This window comes from Betaproteobacteria bacterium (assembly GCA_016720065.1).
GTDB lineage: Bacteria > Pseudomonadota > Gammaproteobacteria > Burkholderiales > Rhodocyclaceae > SSSZ01.
In genome coordinates, this window is record JADJXY010000002.1 from 3,078,100 (window position 1) to 3,096,969 (window position 18,870).

21 protein-coding genes and 1 tRNA gene are annotated in these 18,870 nt (G+C 62.4%); 17 read left to right on the plus strand and 5 right to left on the minus strand.

The window, feature by feature from the left end; all coding sequences use genetic code 11:
• Positions 1 to 18 precede the first annotated feature (18 nt).
• The 3 genes from IPM73_17710 to IPM73_17720 are packed head-to-tail and all read right to left on the minus strand — an operon-like array spanning position 19 to position 3,012.
• Positions 19 to 1,227, minus strand: a complete 1,209-nt coding sequence (locus IPM73_17710; GenBank protein MBK8919818.1) for a DUF3391 domain-containing protein — start codon at positions 1,225 to 1,227, stop codon at positions 19 to 21.
• Positions 1,228 to 1,237: 10 nt separating this feature from the next.
• A complete protein-coding gene (locus IPM73_17715) occupies positions 1,238 to 1,822 on the minus strand; it encodes a hypothetical protein (protein ID MBK8919819.1) in 585 nt (194 codons plus the stop codon).
• Entirely contained in the window at positions 1,807 to 3,012 is a 1,206-nt protein-coding gene (locus tag IPM73_17720; protein MBK8919820.1) for an HD-GYP domain-containing protein, read from the minus strand. The genes IPM73_17715 and IPM73_17720 overlap by 16 nt, the downstream gene beginning before the upstream one ends.
• A gap of 241 nt (positions 3,013 to 3,253) precedes the next feature.
• Between IPM73_17720 and IPM73_17725 the strand changes: the two genes are divergently transcribed.
• The 7 genes from IPM73_17725 (at position 3,254) to IPM73_17755 (ending at position 10,173) form a co-directional block, all read left to right on the plus strand.
• A complete protein-coding gene (locus IPM73_17725) occupies positions 3,254 to 3,544 on the plus strand; it encodes a co-chaperone GroES (GenBank protein ID MBK8919821.1) in 291 nt (96 codons plus the stop codon).
• A 36-nt stretch (positions 3,545 to 3,580) separates the two neighbouring features.
• Positions 3,581 to 5,224, plus strand: coding sequence for a chaperonin GroEL (gene groL, locus IPM73_17730; GenBank protein ID MBK8919822.1), 1,644 nt, complete (start codon positions 3,581 to 3,583; stop codon positions 5,222 to 5,224).
• Positions 5,225 to 5,514: 290 nt separating this feature from the next.
• Entirely contained in the window at positions 5,515 to 5,823 is a 309-nt protein-coding gene (locus tag IPM73_17735) for a DUF485 domain-containing protein (GenBank protein MBK8919823.1), read from the plus strand.
• A gap of 1 nt (position 5,824) precedes the next feature.
• Complete coding sequence (locus tag IPM73_17740) at positions 5,825 to 7,510, plus strand: cation acetate symporter (GenBank protein ID MBK8919824.1); 1,686 nt, start codon at positions 5,825 to 5,827, stop codon at positions 7,508 to 7,510.
• Positions 7,511 to 7,842: 332 nt separating this feature from the next.
• Positions 7,843 to 8,526, plus strand: coding sequence for a response regulator transcription factor (locus tag IPM73_17745; GenBank protein ID MBK8919825.1), 684 nt, complete (start codon positions 7,843 to 7,845; stop codon positions 8,524 to 8,526).
• A 37-nt stretch (positions 8,527 to 8,563) separates the two neighbouring features.
• Positions 8,564 to 9,988 carry a sensor histidine kinase N-terminal domain-containing protein gene (locus tag IPM73_17750; protein ID MBK8919826.1) on the plus strand — a complete coding sequence of 475 codons (1,425 nt, stop codon included), beginning with the start codon at positions 8,564 to 8,566 and terminating at the stop codon, positions 9,986 to 9,988.
• A 109-nt stretch (positions 9,989 to 10,097) separates the two neighbouring features.
• Positions 10,098 to 10,173: transfer RNA gene (locus IPM73_17755), tRNA-Phe, on the plus strand.
• A gap of 263 nt (positions 10,174 to 10,436) precedes the next feature.
• Here IPM73_17755 and IPM73_17760 read toward each other — a convergent pair.
• Positions 10,437 to 11,387, minus strand: a complete 951-nt coding sequence (locus tag IPM73_17760) for a hypothetical protein (GenBank protein ID MBK8919827.1) — start codon at positions 11,385 to 11,387, stop codon at positions 10,437 to 10,439.
• Between the two features lie 3 nt (positions 11,388 to 11,390).
• A complete protein-coding gene (locus IPM73_17765) occupies positions 11,391 to 12,626 on the minus strand; it encodes a hypothetical protein (protein MBK8919828.1) in 1,236 nt (411 codons plus the stop codon).
• A 244-nt stretch (positions 12,627 to 12,870) separates the two neighbouring features.
• Here IPM73_17765 and IPM73_17770 point away from each other — a divergent pair, with 244 nt between their 5' ends.
• The 10 genes from IPM73_17770 (at position 12,871) to IPM73_17815 (ending at position 18,870) form a co-directional block, all read left to right on the plus strand.
• The gene (locus IPM73_17770) at positions 12,871 to 13,200 is read left to right on the plus strand and encodes a helix-turn-helix transcriptional regulator (protein MBK8919829.1); all 330 of its coding nucleotides are present in this window, start codon (positions 12,871 to 12,873) and stop codon (positions 13,198 to 13,200) included.
• A 94-nt stretch (positions 13,201 to 13,294) separates the two neighbouring features.
• Positions 13,295 to 14,143, plus strand: a complete 849-nt coding sequence (locus tag IPM73_17775; protein MBK8919830.1) for an ImmA/IrrE family metallo-endopeptidase — start codon at positions 13,295 to 13,297, stop codon at positions 14,141 to 14,143.
• A 119-nt stretch (positions 14,144 to 14,262) separates the two neighbouring features.
• Positions 14,263 to 15,012, plus strand: a complete 750-nt coding sequence (locus tag IPM73_17780) for an OST-HTH/LOTUS domain-containing protein (GenBank protein MBK8919831.1) — start codon at positions 14,263 to 14,265, stop codon at positions 15,010 to 15,012.
• A gap of 89 nt (positions 15,013 to 15,101) precedes the next feature.
• Positions 15,102 to 15,317: a hypothetical protein gene (locus tag IPM73_17785; protein ID MBK8919832.1), complete on the plus strand. Its 216-nt coding sequence runs from the start codon at positions 15,102 to 15,104 to the stop codon at positions 15,315 to 15,317.
• Positions 15,314 to 15,787 (plus strand): DUF2924 domain-containing protein, encoded by a 474-nt coding sequence (locus IPM73_17790; protein MBK8919833.1) that lies wholly within the window; start codon positions 15,314 to 15,316, stop codon positions 15,785 to 15,787. Before IPM73_17785 ends, IPM73_17790 begins: the two co-directional genes overlap by 4 nt.
• Positions 15,784 to 17,196, plus strand: coding sequence for a recombinase family protein (locus IPM73_17795; GenBank protein ID MBK8919834.1), 1,413 nt, complete (start codon positions 15,784 to 15,786; stop codon positions 17,194 to 17,196). Before IPM73_17790 ends, IPM73_17795 begins: the two co-directional genes overlap by 4 nt.
• Entirely contained in the window at positions 17,193 to 17,657 is a 465-nt protein-coding gene (locus IPM73_17800) for a hypothetical protein (protein MBK8919835.1), read from the plus strand. Before IPM73_17795 ends, IPM73_17800 begins: the two co-directional genes overlap by 4 nt.
• A 174-nt stretch (positions 17,658 to 17,831) precedes the next feature.
• Positions 17,832 to 18,095, plus strand: coding sequence for a helix-turn-helix domain-containing protein (locus IPM73_17805; protein MBK8919836.1), 264 nt, complete (start codon positions 17,832 to 17,834; stop codon positions 18,093 to 18,095).
• 11 nt (positions 18,096 to 18,106) lie between these two features.
• The gene (locus IPM73_17810; protein MBK8919837.1) at positions 18,107 to 18,583 is read left to right on the plus strand and encodes a hypothetical protein; all 477 of its coding nucleotides are present in this window, start codon (positions 18,107 to 18,109) and stop codon (positions 18,581 to 18,583) included.
• A 5-nt stretch (positions 18,584 to 18,588) separates the two neighbouring features.
• Positions 18,589 to 18,870, plus strand: a complete 282-nt coding sequence (locus IPM73_17815; protein ID MBK8919838.1) for a hypothetical protein — start codon at positions 18,589 to 18,591, stop codon at positions 18,868 to 18,870.

Consider the following 18,870-nt stretch of genomic DNA (forward strand, 5'->3'; position numbering starts at 1 on the left):
TTCCCCGTCATGGTACGCTCAAACCGGCTGCCAGCGTACGGCGCTCAGGCCCCAGTCGGAAAAGTTTTCGGCCCGCACGATCTGACCGTAATGATTGCCTACCGGCGCCGCCAGATCGGCGACCACGGGCGCGACGTACTGCTTGCGGCCGGCATGGTAGATCACCCGCACGACCGGGGAGAGCAACTGCTCGGGATGCAATTCCTCGACCACGGCGAGGTGCCCGCTTTCCAGCCGGACGAGGCTGCCCACGGGATAGATGCCCACGGCGTGCACGAAGGCCGAAAGGAGCGCCGGGTCGAAGTCCTGACCCCCGGCGGCAAACACCTGGCCCAGGGCCAGGGCCGGGATGAGGGCGCGGCGGTAGCTGCGCTGGGAGACCATGGCGTCGAAGCGGTCCACCACGGCCGCCATGCGCCCGGCGCGGGAGATTTCCGTGCCGCCGATATGGTAGGGATAGCCGGACCCGTCGAAGCGTTCGTGGTGTTCGAGCACCACGGCGAGGGCGGATTCCGGCAGGGGATGGTGAGCCATCAGGACGCTGACCCCCTCCTCGACGTGCCGCTCGACGTGGGAACGCTCGTCCCGGGAGAAGCGACCGGCCTTGCCCAGCAGATCCGCGTCGACGGCGAAATGGCCGATGTCCTTGACCAGGGTGCCGAGGGCCAGGCTCTCGGTCTCGCTGCGATCCAGGTCCATCTGGCGGGCGTAGGCCACGATCAGCGCGGCGGTGGAGAGGGCATGTCCCACGGCGTAGTCGCTGCCCAGTTTGAGGCGGGCCAGGGGGGGCAGGGCGTCCGGGTTGCGCTGTACCGATTCGATCATGCGCTCGATGAGGGGTTCGAGTCGGCCCAGTTCCACCGCTTCGCCCTGGCGGGCCGCCCCCATCAGGTCTTCCAGGCAATGGCGGGCTTCACCGAGCAGCAGGCCGGCCCGGCGACGCTCCTCGCCCAGGCTGAGGGTCGTGGGCTTGCTGCGCAGCCGCTCGGCCCGCGAGACGTAGTCGGGATTGACCGGCGTGAGCGGCGTTGGCGGCGGAGGGATGTCGCGGCCCCGTTCGGTGTCGATGCTGACCTCGCTGATGTCCTCCTCCGCCATGCGGCGGATCGTGTCGTCGTCCTGCACCAGAAAGCGGGAACGCCAAAAGGTGTGGGCAAGCCAACTGCGGTGCATGTCCACCACGTACATCCCCGGCAGGAGCTTGGAAATCGGGATGCGGCGGATCATGGCGGGGGTCTCAGCGGGCCGCCTCGGCCTCGTGGCGGCGGGCCTTTTCCATTTTCTCCGCGACCTTGCGCTCGTGCTTGAGGCGTTTCTCGCGCAGGCGTGCGGCGTCCGCGTCCCTGCGCTGTTTGCCGGCCCGGGCCTGGGCCTCCTTGCTGGCCAGCTTCCCGGAACGCTGGCGCGCGGCTGCTTCCCGGTCGGCCTCAGTCGCCGCGGCGCGACCCGGCAGCGAGGCCGCCTGGCGTTGGGATTCCGCCTCCCGGCAGGCTGCCCGATCCGCCTGCTCTTCGGCCTTGACCTGGCGTTCGGCGGCGAGACCCTCGTTTTCGGTACGGCGGTGTTCGCGCATGGCGGTGACGTAGCGCTGCTTGGCTTCGTTCTGGCAGTCGTTGACCCGGAACTTCTGGAAGCAGGCCTTCTTTTCCTCTGCGAAGCGGGCCTCGGCCTCCTTTTGCGCAGCGACGCCCTCTTTTTGCTTGGTCTTGGCGGCGGCGAGGCGGGAATCCCAATCGGCGCGCTGTTCCACCGATGGGCCCTCCGCCGCCCCAGCGGCCGTCGCAACCGTCAGGGTGGCGGCAAGGATCAGGCGGGCAACCACTTGTAAGGGTCGATGTTCCACTTTTCGTAACTTTCGAAACTGGCGATGCGGTCCTGGGTCTTGGCGAGATCCACAAGTTCCGGAGGAATGTAGTACTGCTTGCCGGCATGGTAAAAGGCGCGCACTACCGGTTCCAGAATCTGCTTCTCATTTTGCTCGACGACGACCGCCAGGCGGCCGCTGTCCAGGCGCACCAGGGAGCCGGTGGGATAGATGCCCAGGGTGCGGATGAAGCTTTGCACCAGGGCGCGGTCGAAATGGTGCTCGCTCCACTCCAGCAGTTTGCGCAGGGCAGGGGTGGGTGCCATGCCGCGGTGGTAGACCCGGTCCGAGGTCATGGCGTCATAGACGTCGACGATGGCCGCCATCTGTCCGGCCTGGCTGAGCTGGGGCCCCTTGCGGCCGGCAGGGTAACCGCTGCCGTCGATGCGTTCGTGGTGCTCGGCCACCACCGCGAGGGCGGTGGCCGAAAGGTTGGGGACCGCCCGCAAGAGGGCGAGGCCCTCCGGGACATGGGCCTTCATGAGGGCGAATTCGTCGTCGGACAGCTTGCCGGGTTTGTCGACGATGGCATCGTCCACCCGGGCCTTGCCCACGTCGTGCAGCAGGCCCCCCAGGGCGATTTCGCGGATTTCCTCCCGCGGCAGTTGCAAGGCGCGGCCGAAGGCCGCCAGCAGGGAACACACGCCGACCGAGTGCTCGAAGGTGTAGCTGTCCTGGCTCTTGAGGCGGGCCAGGGGAAGCAGGGCGTCGGGGTTGCGGAAGATCGAATCCACCAGGCTGTCGACGAGGGGCTCGAAGCGCTCGGGTTCCACCGGCAGGCCGAGGCGCAGGTCGCCCATGAGATTGCGCGCCAGGCGGTTGGCTTCGCCGTGCAGGCGGCGGGCCCGCGCGGCTTCTTCCCGCACCTCGGTGGCGATGGGCTTGTCGTCGGCCTGGGCGGCGATTTCCTGCAGCAGGCGGTCGAGATCCTCGCTCACCTCCTGCTGGGTGCGGGCCGCGAACACGTCGGCCCCCTTGATGGTGTCGATATACAACTCGCGCACGCCGATGGCGCGAATCTTTTCTATTGTCGCCGGGTCGCGCACATGGAACTTGCTCTTCAGAAAGGGATGGTCGAGCCAGCCACAATTGAGGTCGTGGACGAACATGCCCGGCAGCAACTGGTCGATACCGATCTTCTTGATCATCGTGGCGTTCGCAATGGCAATGGCGAAATTCTAGCCCGGAAATTCCGCCAGTATCGCGGTTGAGGGCGCCCTTGCGCCGACATCGGGGCGGCCAAATTTTCATGCCCCCCTTGAAAGTCCTCATGGCCGCCCCTATTATTAGCACTCACCGGAAGCGAGTGCTAACAGCCGCTCCCGCCCCCCGGGGCAGTGCCCGGGCCGGTTTCCACCCTTAAGTCATCATTAGTCGAGGAGTCCATCCATGAAAATCCGTCCGTTGCACGACCGTGTGATCGTCAAGCGCGTCGAAGCCGAGCGCACCACCGCCTCCGGCATCGTCATTCCCGATACCGCCGGCGAGAAGCCGGATCAGGGCGAAGTCCTGGCCGTCGGCCCGGGCAAGCGCGACGACTCCGGCAAGCTCAACGCCCCGGACGTCAAGGTCGGCGACCGCGTTCTGTTCGGCAAATACGCCGGCCAGACGGTCAAGGTCGATGGCCAGGAGGTCCTGGTCATGCGCGAAGAAGACATCATGGGCGTGCTGGTTTCCTAAGCGCGTCTTTTCACGAAACCGATTCAGGAGATTCACATGGCAGCTAAAGAAGTCAAATTCGGCGATTCCGCCCGGGCCCGCATGGTCGAAGGCGTCAACATCCTGGCCGACGCCGTCAAGGTCACCCTCGGCCCCAAGGGCCGCAACGTCGTGCTCGAGCGTTCCTTCGGCGGCCCGACCGTCACCAAGGACGGCGTTTCCGTCGCCAAGGAAATCGAGCTGAAGGACAAGTTCGCCAATATGGGCGCCCAGATGGTCAAGGAAGTCGCTTCCAAGACCTCCGACATCGCCGGTGACGGTACCACCACCGCCACCGTGCTGGCCCAATCCATCGTCCGCGAGGGCATGAAGTTCGTCGCCGCCGGCATGAACCCCATGGACTTGAAGCGCGGCATCGACAAAGCCGTCATCGCCTCCATCGAGGAACTGAAGGCCATTTCCAAGCCCTGCACCACGACCAAGGAAATTGCCCAGGTGGGCGCCATTTCCGCCAACTCCGATTCCTCCATCGGCGACATCATCGCCGAGGCCATGGAAAAGGTCGGCAAGGAAGGCGTCATCACCGTCGAGGACGGCAAGTCCCTGGCCAACGAACTGGACGTCGTCGAAGGCATGCAGTTCGACCGTGGCTACCTGTCCCCGTACTTCATCAACAATCCGGACAAGCAGATCGCCATCCTGGACAACCCCTTCGTCCTGCTCTTCGACAAGAAGATCTCCAACATCCGCGACCTGCTGCCGGTGCTGGAACAGGTCGCCAAGGCCTCCCGTCCGCTGCTCATCATCGCCGAGGATGTCGATGGCGAAGCCCTGGCCACCCTGGTGGTCAATAACATCCGCGGCATTCTGAAGACCGTCGCCGTCAAGGCCCCGGGCTTCGGCGACCGCCGCAAGGCCATGCTGGAAGACATCGCCATCCTCACCGGCGGCATCGTTATTTCCGAGGAAACCGGCCTCACCCTGGAAAAGGCCAGCCTCAAGGATCTGGGCCAGGCCAAGCGTATCGAAGTGGCCAAGGAGAACACCACCCTCATCGACGGTGCGGGCGACGCCAAGGGCATCGAAGCCCGGGTGAAGCAGATTCGTGTCCAGATCGAGGAAGCCACCTCCGACTACGACCGCGAGAAGCTGCAGGAGCGCGTGGCCAAGCTCGCTGGCGGCGTTGCCGTCATCAAGGTCGGTGCCGCCACCGAAGTCGAAATGAAGGAGAAGAAGGCCCGCGTCGAGGACGCCCTGCACGCCACCCGCGCCGCCGTCGAGGAAGGCATCGTGGCCGGCGGCGGTGTCGCACTGCTGCGCGCCCGCTCCGCCATCGGCAAGCTCAAGGGTGACAACCACGACCAGGATGCCGGCATCAAGATCGTCCTGCGCGCCATGGAGCAGCCCCTGCGTGAAATCGTCGCCAACGCTGGCGATGAGCCTTCCGTGGTGGTCGACAAGGTCGTTCGTGGCAAGGGCAACTACGGCTACAACGCCTCCACCGGTGATTACGGCGATCTGGTCGACATGGGCGTTCTCGATCCCACCAAGGTCACCCGCACCGCCCTGCAGAACGCCGCCTCCGTCGCCGGCCTGATGCTCACCACCGAGTGCATGGTGGCCGAGCTGGCCGAAGACAAGCCGGCGCCTTCCATGCCTGGTGGCATGGGGGGTATGGGCGGCATGGACATGGGCATGTAATCTGGCGCGGCGCCCGGTGCGCCAGGGCGTCGTTGCTCCCTGCTTGCCGTGCTACAGCACTGTCTTCGCAGGGGCGCCTAGCCCTGACGCACCGCGCTTGCGCCAGGGTGCGGCGCTTGGCTCGCCGGGCTTGCGCATACGGGCTTCGGCCCCATCAAGAAAAACCCGCGGTTCGCCGCGGGTTTTTTTTGACGCTTTGTAACGCCCCGTAAGTTATCTGTAAGAACCGCGCCTTAGATTACGCTCCGCAGCAATGCCTCTATAACCAGCAAGTGCCGAGGAGCCAACCCATGCAAGACGTCGTCGAACGGGTTTCTAGAAATCCGAAATTTCACGAGTTCATTGCCACGCGCAATACCTACTCGATCATCATGACCATCCTGGGGGCCGCCGCCTACTACGGCTTCATCCTCCTGGTCGCCTTCAATGGCCCGTGGATCGGTACCAAGCTTGGTGCCGGCATGACCACCAGTATCGGCGTTCCCCTGGGCGTCGGGGTCATCGTTTTTACCATCATCATCACCTGGATCTACGTCCGTCGGGCCAATACCGAGTTCGACGAGACCAACGAAGCCATCATCCGGGAGGCGCAGAAATAAAATGAATCGCAAACATATTTTCGCGGGCCTCGCGGCCCTCGTCGCCGCCGGGGTAGCTCTCGCGGCCGGCCCGGATCTGGGTCAGGTCCAGAAGCAGGAGACCAACGTCACCGCCATCGTGATGTTCGCCATCTTCGTGGCCGGCACGCTGTGGATCACCAAGTGGGCCGCCTCCAAGACCAAGTCGGCGGCTGACTTCTACACCGCCGGGGGCGGCATCACCGGCTTTCAGAACGGTCTGGCCATCGCCGGTGACTACATGTCCGCCGCGTCCTTCCTGGGTATTTCCGGCCTGGTCTTCGCCAACGGCTTCGATGGCCTGATCTTCTCCATCGGCTGGCTGGTGGGCTGGCCGGTCATCACCTTCCTGATGGCCGAACGCCTGCGCAACCTGGGCAAGTTCACCTTCGCCGACGTGGCCTCGTACCGCTTCGCCCAGACGCCGGTGCGCACCTTTGCCGCCATCTCTTCCCTGGTGGTCGTGGCCTTCTACATGATCGCCCAGATGGTTGGTGCCGGTCAGCTCATCAAGGTGCTCTTCGGCCTCGAATACATGTACGCCGAAATCCTGGTGGGCACCATCATGATGATGTACGTGCTCTTCGGCGGCATGACCGCCACCACCTGGGTGCAGATCATCAAGGCCGTCATGCTCCTCTGCGGCGCCACCTTCATGGCCATCAGCGTGCTGATGCAGTTTGGCTTCAGCCCCGAAGCGCTGTTCACCAAGGCCGTCGAGGTGCATGCCAAGAAGGATGCCATCATGGCTCCGGGCGCCCTCATCAAGGATCCCGTTTCCGCCATCTCCGTCGGCATGGCCCTGATGTTCGGTACCGCCGGCCTGCCCCACATCCTGATGCGCTTCTTCACCGTGCCCAACGCCAAGGAAGCCCGCAAGTCCGTTGCCTGGGCCACCACCTGGATCGGCTACTTCTACATCCTGACCTTCATCATCGGCTTCGGCGCCATCACCAATCTGGTGGCCTCTCCCGATTCCATCTACTACGTGGCTGACGCCACCGGCAAGCTGGGTCTGAAGGGCGGCGGCAACATGGCTGCGGTGCACCTCTCCAAGGCTGTAGGCGGCGACCTCTTCCTCGGCTTCATCTCCGCCGTGGCCTTCGCCACCATCCTCGCCGTGGTTGCCGGCCTGACCCTGTCCGGTGCCTCTGCGGTGTCCCACGACCTCTACGCCTCCGTGTTCAAGCGCGGTCAGGCCTCCTCCGATGCCGAATTGCGCGTCTCCAAGATCACTACCCTGTGCCTTGGTCTTCTGGCCGTCGTTCTGGGTATCGCCTTCGAGAAGGAGAACGTGGCCTACATGGTGATGCTGGCCTTCGTCATCGCCTGTTCCGGCAACTTCCCGGTGCTCTTCATGTCCGTGCTGTGGAAGAACTGCACCACCAGAGGGGCTGTCGTCGGTGGCTTCGTCGGTCTCATCCTGGCAGTCACGCTGACCATCGGATCTGCGAGCGTCTGGGAAGCCGTGCTGAAGAACCCCAAGGGTTCCGCCTGGTTCCCCTACAACTCTGCCGCCATCTTCTCCATGACTGCCGCCTTCTTCACCATCTGGCTGGTGTCCATCCTGGACAACTCCGAGCAGGCCAAGAAGGAGCGGGCTCTCTTCCCGGCACAGCAGTTGCGGTCCGAAACGGGTCTGGGTGCCGCGTCTGCCTCGGCGCACTGACGCGCTTCAGCAGCCAGCACAAAACCCGGGCCTCGGCCCGGGTTTTTCGTTTCTTGAATTCCTGCCAGGGACGACAGAAAGCCCTGGCACCCCAAGGGAAGCCAGACGAACGCCATCCCGCGGCACGCGGAAGCGCGGCGGGCGGTGAATTGAGAATGCGGGGGAAAAAAACGGTAGGGGGTATCCAGTGCAGGAACAGATACCCCCTGAGTCGCGGGGTGAGCCGCAGACTCCTAAGACCATAAAGGAGAACAGCGGGGTCTAATATAGCGGCTTACCCTTACGCAAATCTTACGCCATAATTATTAACTCAATTTCCGGCACCCCCTCCCATGCGAATTCTGATTGCAGAAGACGATTCCATCATCTCCGACGGCTTGGCGCGGTCCCTGCGGCGCAACGGCTACGCCATCGACTGCGCCTACAATGGCACCGATGCCGAAAGTGCCCTGATGACGGGGACTTACGACCTCCTCATCCTCGATCTCGGCCTGCCGCGCCTCTCCGGTCTGGAGGTACTCAGGCGCCTGAGGGCCAGGAATTCGCAGTTGCCGGTCCTCATCCTTACGGCCCTGGACGGCACCAGTGACCGGGTCAAGGGTCTGGATCTGGGAGCCGACGACTACATGGCCAAACCCTTCGAACTTCCCGAACTCGAAGCCCGGGTGCGGGCGCTGACGCGGCGCTCCTCCGGCACGGCGCCGGTCATCCAGTGTGGCGAGTTGAGTTACGATCAGGTGGGACGGGTCGCCCAGATCAAGGGGCAAGCGGTCGAGTTGTCCGCCCGGGAAGTCGGGCTGCTGGAAATTCTCCTCTCCCGGGCGGGTCGCCTGGTGAGCAAGGATCAACTGGTCGATCACCTCTGCGGTTGGGGCGAGGAGGTCAGCCACAACGCCATCGAGGTCTATGTGCATCGCCTGCGCAAGAAACTGGAGGCCGGCGGGGTCCGTATCGTGACCGTCCGCGGATTGGGATATTGTCTTGAAAAGCCCCAGGACGACCAGCACAAGCCCTGACAGCGAGCGCTCGCTCTTTGGCGAAATCCTGGATTGGATGCTGGCGCCGCTGCTTTTCGTCTGGCCCCTCAGCATCGCCATCACCCACTATTTCGCCAGCAACGTTGCCAGTTTCCCCTACGACCAGGGGCTGCGCGAGCACGTTGCGACCGTGGCCCGCCAGATCAAGTTCGCCAGCGGCAAACCCGTCATCAACCTGCCGGGATCGGCCCGGGCCTTCTTGCGCGCCGACGAGACGGATACCGTCTACTTTCACGTCGTCAATCAGGACGGTACGGCCCTCCTGGGCGACAGCGAGTTGCCTGTCCCCGACGCCCTCGAATACGAACCCGACCGGGTGGGGGAAATCTTCTTTCGCGATACGGAGTTCAACGGCGAGGAATTGCGCGTTGCCTACAGTTATCTCGCCGACACCAAGGCCCCCCGCGACCGTTGGGTGCTCATCGAGGTGGGCGAAACCCTGGAAAAACGCACCCAATTGGGCAACAAAATCGTCGCCAGCGTCATCCTCCCCCAATTCATCATCATCCCCGTGGCGGTCATTCTGGTGTGGTTCGGGCTTTCCCGGGGGCTGCGTCCTCTCAATCGCTTGCGAAAAACCCTGGAGACTCGCGCGCCGGAAGACCTCTCTCCCATTGCCACCCGTCGTGTGCCCGAGGAACTCGAACCCCTGGTGGAAGCCTTCAACGACATGCTCGACCGCATGCGCCGCAGCGTCGAAGTGCAGCAACGCTTCGTCGCCGATGCCTCCCACCAGTTGCGTACGCCCCTCACCGGCCTGAAAACCCAGGCCCAGTTCGCCCTGCGGGAAACCGATCCCGAAACCCTGCGCCACGCCCTCGGACAGATCGCCGCCGGCGTGGACCGCGCCAGCCGCCTGGTCAATCAGCTCCTGACGCTGGCCCGCACCGAAGGCACCGAACTGGTCCAGAAGGGACAGGAACCCGTTGACCTCGCGCTTCTGGTGCGCGACCTGGTAGCCGACAGCGTTGGTCGCGCCCTGGAACGGGGTATCGATTTGGGCTTCGAAGCCGTCGATCAGGCCATGGTGATGGGAAATCCGGTAATGCTGCGCGAACTGGCTGCCAATCTGGTGGATAACGCCATCCGCTACACCCCCGACCGGGGCCAGGTGACCTGCCGGGTCAAGACACAGGCCAGCCGGGTCATTCTGGAAATAGAAGACAACGGCATCGGGATCAGCGAAGACGACGCCGAGCTCGTCTTCGAGCGCTTCTACCGGGTCAACGACGCGGCAAGCGAAGGCAGTGGCCTCGGTCTCGCCATCGTGCGGGAAATTGCCTTGCAGCACGATGCCTCCGCCAGCCTGCGCCCCAACTCCAGCGGTGTTGGCAGTGTGGCCAAGGTCGTCTTCCCCGCCTGGGTGCCCCCGCCGGCGCCCATGCCGCCCCCGGACGACTTCGCTGAACTGTACCGGCAGTCGCCTCCGGTCGGCAGTTAAGCCCAGGGCGCCCCGCCGACAGGGATGCAGAGCTTTGCCACACCTCGTTCCCCGCGCTTGCCATGGCTTGCCCGGCACCGAGCGCATGAGTATAATTCGGCCTCCCTTCGGCCAGTTAGCTCAGTTGGTAGAGCAGCGGATTGAAAATCCGCGTGTCCGTGGTTCGATTCCGCGACTGGCCACCAAAATTCAACGCCCAACTGTTCTCAGTTGGGCGTTTTCATTTGTGCTTCCCGCATGCCACGCGGGGTTCCCGCACATTCTGCGTGTGCGACCGGGGTCCTGTGGTCTGGCAGGAACATCCCCAGTTGCGCTCCGTTCCGCCCTCTCTTCTCTCGAAATCGGCGCTAACTTCTTCGCCGTGGCACACGCACATGGCCTTTTGCGACCATGATTTGTGCGCGTGCCATTGCCATTCGTTGTCGGGCTTGCTTGGAGCAGCAGTCCGTCACGCCAACACTGCCGCCGCGCAAGGCATGGAATACAAGCCTGCGCGTTGCTGCGTGACGACGAGTGCTCCGTAGGCCGCCAGTCGAGCCTCGTGCTCCGGCTTGCCCTTGTCCTTCGACTTGATCTTGAACAGGTCAATCGGCTTGTCGCTCTTCTGGCCAGCGCGCTGCATGATCCTTTCTCCGTCCACCTCGACTCCCTTGAACGACCACAGCGACTCGAAGACCTTAGCCTGACCATCGGTGAACCGGATCGGCGTGGCCTGCACGTCCGGCAGCGTCGCCCACTTGAAGTCCGCTGAGAATGGCCCGTTCACAGGTGCGGCCGGATCGGCCACTGCTGGCGCTGCAGACGGTGCCGAAGGGATGAACGAGATCCCGCCGCCATAGAACGTGAATCGTTCTTCCAGCGCCAGCCATTCCACTCCTGAGCCGAATGGCGATCCACGAGTCGTGCGCGGCCTGGGAGTGATGACTCGGATGTTGCTACCCGCAACTCGGACACGATCCAGCAAGGTCGGCTCATGCAGCACTCTCGTCAGATCTCGGGCCAGCACGACCGGAGATCGGCGGGCGTTACCGAGCCGCCAAGCACCGTCGCCCAAATCATCTACGTCGTCGCGACTCTCGATGTCGAGCGCGAGGCGCATTTTCTGCCGCAGCCAGTCTTCATCCAGGGCCAATGCCGCACCATCGATTGCCTCGACCGGCACCTGGCCACACTCCGGGCAACGGCAGATCCGACCGCCCCGGCCGTCACTCCAGACCTGCGCCCGATGCTGCTGGCAGTGGGGGCAGAGCACAAAAGACTGATCCAGCACTGCTGGCCTGACCGTTTTGCCGAGCACAGACAAAGCAGATACCTCGCGTGGCGACAGCGTGGCACGCAGTACCGGCGTGCCACCCGCGAACAGACGGCAAACCAAGGCCCAGGCATCGTGCGTCGCCATTGATCAGTCCTCGTAGGCCGATGATGAACTGACTGCGTCGGTCTCTGGCGGCAATTCCTGGGCACTGAGGGTCTGGCCCTTCTGCAAGATGCCCACCGCGACAAGGTAACCCTCCAGTTGCGCCTGCATCTTGGCGTCGAACTTGTGCAGGTTCAGCCGCCCTTTGCTGGTCACTTCGATGGTGACCACCTTGGGGCGAGTCCTGCCCGGCTCGGGCGGGTAATAGAGATTGACCTGTGCCGCTGTCACCGCCCACTGACCCTCCAGCGGGCCTGGGAGTTTCTCCTTCAGCAAATCGTGCACCGAGCGTTGCTGGCTGGACTGCATCGCCGTGCATTCGATCTTCAGCGCCGTGTCGGGGCTGAGCAGGGTGAGTGCCTTGAGCTGCACCATCGAAAAACCGTCCTCAAAGACCTCCGGCACATCGAACCCGGTGCGCAGCATCGACAGATCCAGAGTCGGCGACTTGATCTTGTGAGCGCTTGCTTTCACGCCCAGCACATGCTCCGCGAAGGCCTCGACCAGCATTTGCTGATACTTTGCCCCGCCGCGCACCAGCGTGCGCACGACACCGGTGGACTTGGCGTACTCCAGCACCATGTGAATGTTGGGGTTGCCGACCCGGCGCTTCAGGGTCGCTCCCTCAAACTCCAGGCGCAGCATCGCCATGTCCTTGACATGGACCGACAACAGGAACACCCCCGGACTGCGCTCGACCAAGTGCGCCACGCTGCCGTCTCCGCATTGCAGTTCGCGCTTGTAGAAAGCCGAGATGGCATGACGCAACGCTGTCAGATTGGCATCCGACCCGTTCGGTTGGCGTTTCAAGCCAAGGTCGTATTGCTGCGTCTGCTGCCCATGCTGTTCCCAAAAGCTGAAGTCATAGGCGCGCTCGAACAGCGCCGGGTGGTGGACGTAGAGCCAGAAGGAACGGTGGACGTCACTTGCACACAGCGCCAAGCCCGCCAGCGCAGCACCATCGGCCACGGCCGCCTCAAACATCGCCTGCTTGCCTGCCGCATCGCCCAACTGAACGCTGGCCATGAGGTTGGCTGTCATCCGGTCGCGGGCAGCAATGTCGGGCCAGACCTTAACCGCTTCGACCAGAAACTGGCTGGTCTCAGGTGTGTCATCCCAGGCAAAGCCATGGGGCACCGGCAGGCTGTGGGTGGTCAGGAAGTCGCGCAACGTGGCATCCACCGGCAGCTCGAGCATCACGTCGACAAAGGTCTTCTTCATCTTGATCGTCCTTTCTGGATCGGCGTCGAAGGTCTGCGACCGATGTACGGACTGCACTGGCCAGCGACTGGGTTACTGAACACGCACCTCGCACAAGTAAAGTAGCGAGATACAAGCGCGATTCTGAACCTCAGATTTCCGCTTGTCAATCAAATCGGCACATCTAGACCTCGTTTGTATCTCGCGGCTATACTGGCGGTCTTGTTTTTGTTAACTGACTGTTTTCCCCTACAGGAGCATCGCTATGGCTTCAGCGTTCGGAGCACGCCTGCGACGCTTACGCGAGGCGAAGAAATTGACCTTGCAACAGGTCGCCGACGCTGTCGGCTGTACCAAGGCGTACATATGGGAACTGGAGATGAAGGACGGCCAGCGCCCTTCTGCCGAGCGAATTCAGGCGATAGCCAAGGTGCTGGGCGTGACGATGGAGGATGTGATGGGGGAGCCCGTCGATCAGGTTCCCCAAGCCAGTCCAGAAGATGTGGCTTTCTTCCGCGAGTACGCTGGAATGACGGACGAGGAGAAGGATCGCTACCGTCAGGCCCTCAAAATCATGTTCCCTGACAAGAGCTAAGGCGGTCTGACAATTGAGCGTATCCCAGCCCCTCACCGGTTCCATCGCGGCCAGCACCGTCTTGAGATGGTTGCGGGCCTGGCACGCCGACGGCATGCCAGATGCCGTGGATCTGGAAGTCGTCCGGCAAATGCTTCCAGAGACGCCTTACGGCAAAGGGGTGCGGGAGATCAAGGCCCCGATGGTGCTGGACATCAATAGCTGCGAAGGCATGCTGGTGCGCAACCCACAGGACACCGCAGAGTGGGGCATCTTCTATAACGGCAAGGCAAACCCCGAGCGCCAGCGTTTCACCATCGCTCACGAACTGGGCCACTTCATCCTTCACCGTGATCAGCGGCAAAGTTTCAACTGCGACAAGGAAAGCGTGTACTCCGGCGCGGACACTATCCGTGTCATCGAACGTGAGGCGGACGACTTTGCCAGCAACCTGCTGATGCCTGGCGACTTGCTGCGCGAGTGGATCTCAAACCAGCGCATCGACTTGCATGTCCTGAGCGCCCTTGCCAAACGGTTCCAGGTGTCGTTCGAGGCGCTGTGTATTCGGTTCATCAAATTCACCACGCAGCGAGCAATCCTTGTCTATTGGGACAACGGTTTCGTGAAGTACGAATGGCGCAGCAGCAGCGCGGTCAAGACGCGCGCCCGCATTCGGCGCACTGACGATCCGCAGGAACCATTACCCGGCACCCTGGCTGCTGATTCCACCGTTGAGCAGGAGTGGGATGGCACGGAGATGTCTGCCGCGATCTGGTGCCCGGAGGAGGCACCACACATGAAGTTGCGCGAGTTCAAGCACAGCTACACCACAGGAGATCGCGTCCTGACCCTTCTGCTACTGGAAAGTGCTGAACCACGGTCATGGGATCGGTCTTGGCAAGACGGCGAGAGCTTTGACAGCTTCGATCAGTTCGTCTCGAACGGGCAATTGCCAGTACGGTGAGTCCCTCGATGACAGGCTTGCCGATCCAACCCATAGATGAAGAACTGCAGACCTTACAACGCGAGGTGCAGCGAATGCTGGGTCGTTGTCTCTTGCGTCTGCAGCAGTACGAGCAACTGATGAAGGCCATCGTGGCCCACCACGAAATCTCCGCGTCAGGATCACCCCTCGAATCAAACCAGGCGGAGCGCATTGCGGATGCCGCAAACAAGACTCTGGGTACGTTGGTTGGCACGCTGCTCGGAACGTATGTCACCAGCGGCGACCAAGACGAGGTCGCCGAACCAGATGCGCCCGACAACATCATCTCGTTCAAGATGAAGATGAGCTTGCGGATGTCTGCCGCGGATTTCGATACGACGCAAAACGATCTGAAGGAACTGGTTCTGTTGCGGAACAACCTGGTGCACCACTTTATCGACCAGCACGACCTTTGGAGTCTGGACGGATGCCGTGGTGCGCAAGAGTCCTTGGTGGCGGCCTACAGTCGCGTCGATCAACACTTTGAGCAACTGCGAGGCTGGGCGGAGCACATGGATCAGGCCCGTCGTCTGGCGGCGGAGTTTGCCCAGTCCGATGCCTTCCGCGATCTGGTGATCAACGGCATAGCGCCGGATGGCTCGGTGGATTGGCCCGCAGCCGGAATTGTTCGCGCATTGCGTGAAGCAGCAGATCAGTTGGCTGTCGACGAGTGGACGCCGGTCGCTACTGCTGGACGATGGATTGCAGAAAGGCATCCCGATCAACTGCCCGCCAAGTATGGGTGCAGCAGTTGGCGGCAGGTCGTGCACGAATCCCGCCTTTTCGAGCTCCGGTATCGCGAAGTGAATAGCCAGCGAGCGGCTTGGTACCGGCCCAAAAAGACATAGTGCAAGACCCGCGCACTCCCGCTAAATCACGTTACGCGAAGTGCCCTTGGTTTCTAGCATGAGCAGCGTTTTCCATCGGAACGCTTGCCATGACAGAAATCGAACCTATCTCCATTTGCACATCACCTGAACGGCCACGGCACGGGCATCAAGAAATCGCTGATCTCTTGGCTGCCGCGCTGCTGCGCCTTCGTGTCCGCCAATCGCGCGACATCCCCCAAAACAGCGAGCACGTTTGCCTTGGCTTCCCCGGCCAACAGCGCGTGAATGCGAACCCCGATCACAACAACGGAGTTCGCCCATGACAGCACACGCAACCTCACCCACGCCCGCATCAGTCGCCGCCCGCGTCGCGGCTATTCCCCATCTTTCGATGGATGATCTTTGGGCTCTCTGGGACGACCATTTTGAGGAGCGGCCGAATCACCACCATCGGGTCTGGTTGGAAAGTCGCCTGGCCTACCGGATGCAAGAGCGTGCGTTTGGCGGTTTGAAACCGTCACTGCGCAAGAAGATTGAGGAGGTTGGCGAAACCGGCATCTTGCCCAAGCAACTGCGCGGCGATAGCCAACGCCTACTGCCCGGTACCGTCCTGACACGCATCTACGACGACATTGAACATCGTGTGCTGGTGCGCGGATCGAATGATTTCGAATACCAGGGGCAACGCTTCAAGAGCCTGTCCGCTGTGGCCAAGCGCATCACAGGCAGCCATTGGTCAGGCCCGGTGTTCTTTGGTTTGAAGGCACCAGCTTCGAAGAAGGGGGCAGCATGAGCTCTGTGCGTCGAAACCAGATTCCCGCAGTCACGCCAAAGAAGCGCTGCGCCGTCTACACCCGCAAATCCACTGACGAAGGCCTCGATCAGGAATACAACAGCCTCGAGGCACAGCGTGATGCAGGCTTGGCCTTCATTGCAAGCCAACGGCATGAAGGCTGGATAGCCGTCGACGACGGATACGACGACGGCGGCTACTCTGGCGGCAACATGGAACGGCCCGGGTTGCGCCGACTGATGATCGACATCGAGGCGGGGAAGATCGATACCGTGGTCGTCTACAAAATCGACCGCCTCACGCGCAGCCTGCCGGACTTCGCAAAGCTGGTCGATGTGTTCGACCGCAACGGCGTCTCCTTTGTCGCGGTCACGCAGCAGTTCAACACCACCACATCGATGGGGCGATTGACGCTCAACATTCTTTTGTCATTCGCGCAGTTCGAACGCGAAGTCACCGGCGAACGCATCCGCGACAAGATCGCCGCCAGCAAGGCCAAAGGCATGTGGATGGGCGGAGTCCCGCCCCTCGGATACGACGTGGTCGAACGCAAGCTCGTTATCAACGACCGTGAAGCTGCGCTGGTGCGTGACATCTTCCGCCGCTACGCCGAGCATGGCTCGGCTGCGCGACTCGTCCGCGAACTGGATATCGAAGGGCATACCACCAAGGCATGGGTCACCCAGTCCGGCCGGGAGCGATTGGGGCGCAGCATCGATCAGCAGTACCTCTTTACCTTGCTGCGTAACCGCATTTACCTCGGTGAAATCTGCAATCACGAGACTTGGTACTCGGCCCAGCACGACCCCATCATTTCTCAAGAATTGTGGGACGCGGCACACGCCTTCATTGAGAGGCGAAAGCAGGCTCCGCGCGAACACCGAGCCAAGCATCCGGCACTGCTGGCGGGACTTCTGTTTGCACCGGATGGCCAACGCATGTTGCACTCCTTCGTCAAAAAGAAAAATGGTCGGCAGTACCGCTACTACGTGCCTTACCTGCACAAGCGGCGCAACGCCGGTGCCAGCCTGGCTCCACATACTCCGGACGTGGGCCACCTGCCAGCCGCCGAGATCGAAGATGCCGTGTTGGCGCAAATCCATGCTGCGCTCTCATCGCCGCAAATGCTGATCGCAGTGTGGAGATCCTGCCAGCAGCATCCGGCGGGGTCGACGCTGGACGAGGCACAGGTGGTGGTCGCCATGCAGCGCATCGGTGACGTGTGGTCGCAACTGTTCCCCGCCGAGCAGCAACGGATCACACGGCTGTTGATCGAACGCGTGCAACTACACGGGCACGGCCTGGATATCGTTTGGCGGGAGGACGGTTGGATCGGATTCGGTGCGGACATCAGCACGCATCCCTTGATCGAAGAGTCCCAAGAGCGTGTCGAGGAGGCTTTGGCATGAATGCCACGACCCACCAGCGCCAGCGCGCCGTCCGCATCGAGATTGGATCCGAGGCGCGAAGTTATGTCAGCGAGGGGCAGCGGGTCACCTTGGTGCCACTGACGATCAAGCGCCGCCAGAACCGGAAGCTGCTGATACCGCCAGCCCCCGAGATCGCGGACCGAATCGGTGGCTTCGATGTGCCGATGATCAAAACGCTGGGCAAGGCCTTCTACTGGAAGCGCTTGATCGACGATGGCACCTACTCCACGACAACGGACTTGGCGCACGCCTTCAAAGTGGAACCGGGCTGGGCTGCCGAGGTCTTGCGCATGACCATGTTGGCCCCCGATATCGTGGAGGCGATATTCGAAGGACGTCAGCCACGCCACCTGAATCTGCACACCTTGCGTGGCCGCCAAGAGCAACTGCCGCGCGATTGGGCTGCGCAGCGTCGATTGCTCGGTTTCTCCCACGCCTGATCTGCTTCCAGACACACCCGATGACGGCGAGCCATGTGCTCGCCGTTTGCTTTTCTGCACTGGGCCATTGGCGAACCTGGAGTTCCGTCGTGGTTCGCCATTGCGTCCCTTAAAGGTTCGCCACCCGAAGTTTGGAATGACACCTGTTACTCAACAACGTCACAGGAGCATTCCATGCAGACACCAACCAGCGGTATCCCCCGGTCGCCACAGCAGGCGATCAACACCATGTCACCCGGTGATCGCCGCGTGCTCAACGAAAACGAGCTCGCGCAACGCTGGGGCGTGAGCCCCAAGACTTTGCAGCGCTGGCGCAGTGAGGGTCGCGGTCCACGCTACCTGAAGCTGTCCAAGCGTGTCGGCTACCCGGTCGACGCGATCCTCGAGTTTGAGCGCGAAGCGCTGCACGACTCGACATCCGAACGCGCGGCGGTTTGAGGAGAGATGCGATGAATGACATCACCATCTTCCCTGCCGACATCGCTGAGATGTCGGTCAGCCAACTGGCCGCATTGCCGCCCGCGCAGAAACACGAGATCGACAAGAACCTCGATGCAGCCATCGACTGGCTGAAGAAGGCGCGCACCAAGTTCGATGCGGCACTGGATCAGTGCTACGGCGAGCAGGCACGCACCGCGCTGCGCGAGTCCGGCCGGGACTTCGGCACCGCACACCTCAGCGATGGCCCGCTGCACCTGAAGTTCGAGCTACCCAAGAGGGTCAGCTGGGATCAGAAGCAACTGGCTGAGATCGCTGAACGCATCGTCGCCTCAGGCGAGAAGGTCGAGGGTTACCTCGACATCAAGTTGTCCGTCTCCGAATCCCGCTTCACGAACTGGCCGCCTGCTTTGCAACAGCAGTTCGCCGCCGCTCGCACTGTGGATTCCGGCAAGCCGTCTTTCACCCTTTCCATCGATTCGGAGTAATGACCATGAGCACCAATCTCATCGCCTCGCTGCGTCAACAGCTGCCGTCCATCTACGGCGAACACCTCCCTGACGAAATCCGGTATCGCCGCGCGGACGGTCAGTATGTCGTTGTCCCGCTCGATGTCGCCACTGTGGACGAGCTGGCTTTTGCCATCCAGACAGCCAACGCGGAATCGCTGGCGCTCGGTCGCCGCCGCACCGCGCTGGAAGAACTCCACACCGAGGTGCGCAAACGTGCCGCGCGTGGAGTCGACCGTATCGCCGACGTGTCGTGGGAGGGCTGA

Bases quoted from the DNA above. Each gene is read 5' to 3' on its own strand.
- IPM73_17810 (MBK8919837.1), top strand. From the start codon at position 18,107: ATGAATGACATCACCATCTTCCCTGCCGACATCGCTGAGATGTCGGTC.
- IPM73_17805 (MBK8919836.1), top strand. From the start codon at position 17,832: ATGCAGACACCAACCAGCGGTATCCCCCGGTCGCCACAGCAGGCGATC.
- IPM73_17770 (MBK8919829.1), top strand. From the start codon at position 12,871: ATGGCTTCAGCGTTCGGAGCACGCCTGCGACGCTTACGCGAGGCGAAG.
- IPM73_17800 (MBK8919835.1), top strand. From the start codon at position 17,193: ATGAATGCCACGACCCACCAGCGCCAGCGCGCCGTCCGCATCGAGATT.
- IPM73_17750 (MBK8919826.1), top strand. From the start codon at position 8,564: ATGCTGGCGCCGCTGCTTTTCGTCTGGCCCCTCAGCATCGCCATCACC.
- IPM73_17745 (MBK8919825.1), top strand. From the start codon at position 7,843: ATGCGAATTCTGATTGCAGAAGACGATTCCATCATCTCCGACGGCTTG.
- IPM73_17720 (MBK8919820.1), bottom strand. From the start codon at position 3,012: ATGATCAAGAAGATCGGTATCGACCAGTTGCTGCCGGGCATGTTCGTC.
- groL (MBK8919822.1), top strand. From the start codon at position 3,581: ATGGCAGCTAAAGAAGTCAAATTCGGCGATTCCGCCCGGGCCCGCATG.
- IPM73_17780 (MBK8919831.1), top strand. From the start codon at position 14,263: ATGAAGGCCATCGTGGCCCACCACGAAATCTCCGCGTCAGGATCACCC.
- IPM73_17760 (MBK8919827.1), bottom strand. From the start codon at position 11,387: ATGGCGACGCACGATGCCTGGGCCTTGGTTTGCCGTCTGTTCGCGGGT.
- IPM73_17775 (MBK8919830.1), top strand. From the start codon at position 13,295: ATGCCAGATGCCGTGGATCTGGAAGTCGTCCGGCAAATGCTTCCAGAG.
- IPM73_17785 (MBK8919832.1), top strand. From the start codon at position 15,102: ATGACAGAAATCGAACCTATCTCCATTTGCACATCACCTGAACGGCCA.
- IPM73_17740 (MBK8919824.1), top strand. From the start codon at position 5,825: ATGAATCGCAAACATATTTTCGCGGGCCTCGCGGCCCTCGTCGCCGCC.
- IPM73_17735 (MBK8919823.1), top strand. From the start codon at position 5,515: ATGCAAGACGTCGTCGAACGGGTTTCTAGAAATCCGAAATTTCACGAG.
- IPM73_17815 (MBK8919838.1), top strand. From the start codon at position 18,589: ATGAGCACCAATCTCATCGCCTCGCTGCGTCAACAGCTGCCGTCCATC.
- IPM73_17725 (MBK8919821.1), top strand. From the start codon at position 3,254: ATGAAAATCCGTCCGTTGCACGACCGTGTGATCGTCAAGCGCGTCGAA.
- IPM73_17765 (MBK8919828.1), bottom strand. From the start codon at position 12,626: ATGAAGAAGACCTTTGTCGACGTGATGCTCGAGCTGCCGGTGGATGCC.
- IPM73_17795 (MBK8919834.1), top strand. From the start codon at position 15,784: ATGAGCTCTGTGCGTCGAAACCAGATTCCCGCAGTCACGCCAAAGAAG.
- IPM73_17790 (MBK8919833.1), top strand. From the start codon at position 15,314: ATGACAGCACACGCAACCTCACCCACGCCCGCATCAGTCGCCGCCCGC.
- IPM73_17710 (MBK8919818.1), bottom strand. From the start codon at position 1,227: ATGATCCGCCGCATCCCGATTTCCAAGCTCCTGCCGGGGATGTACGTG.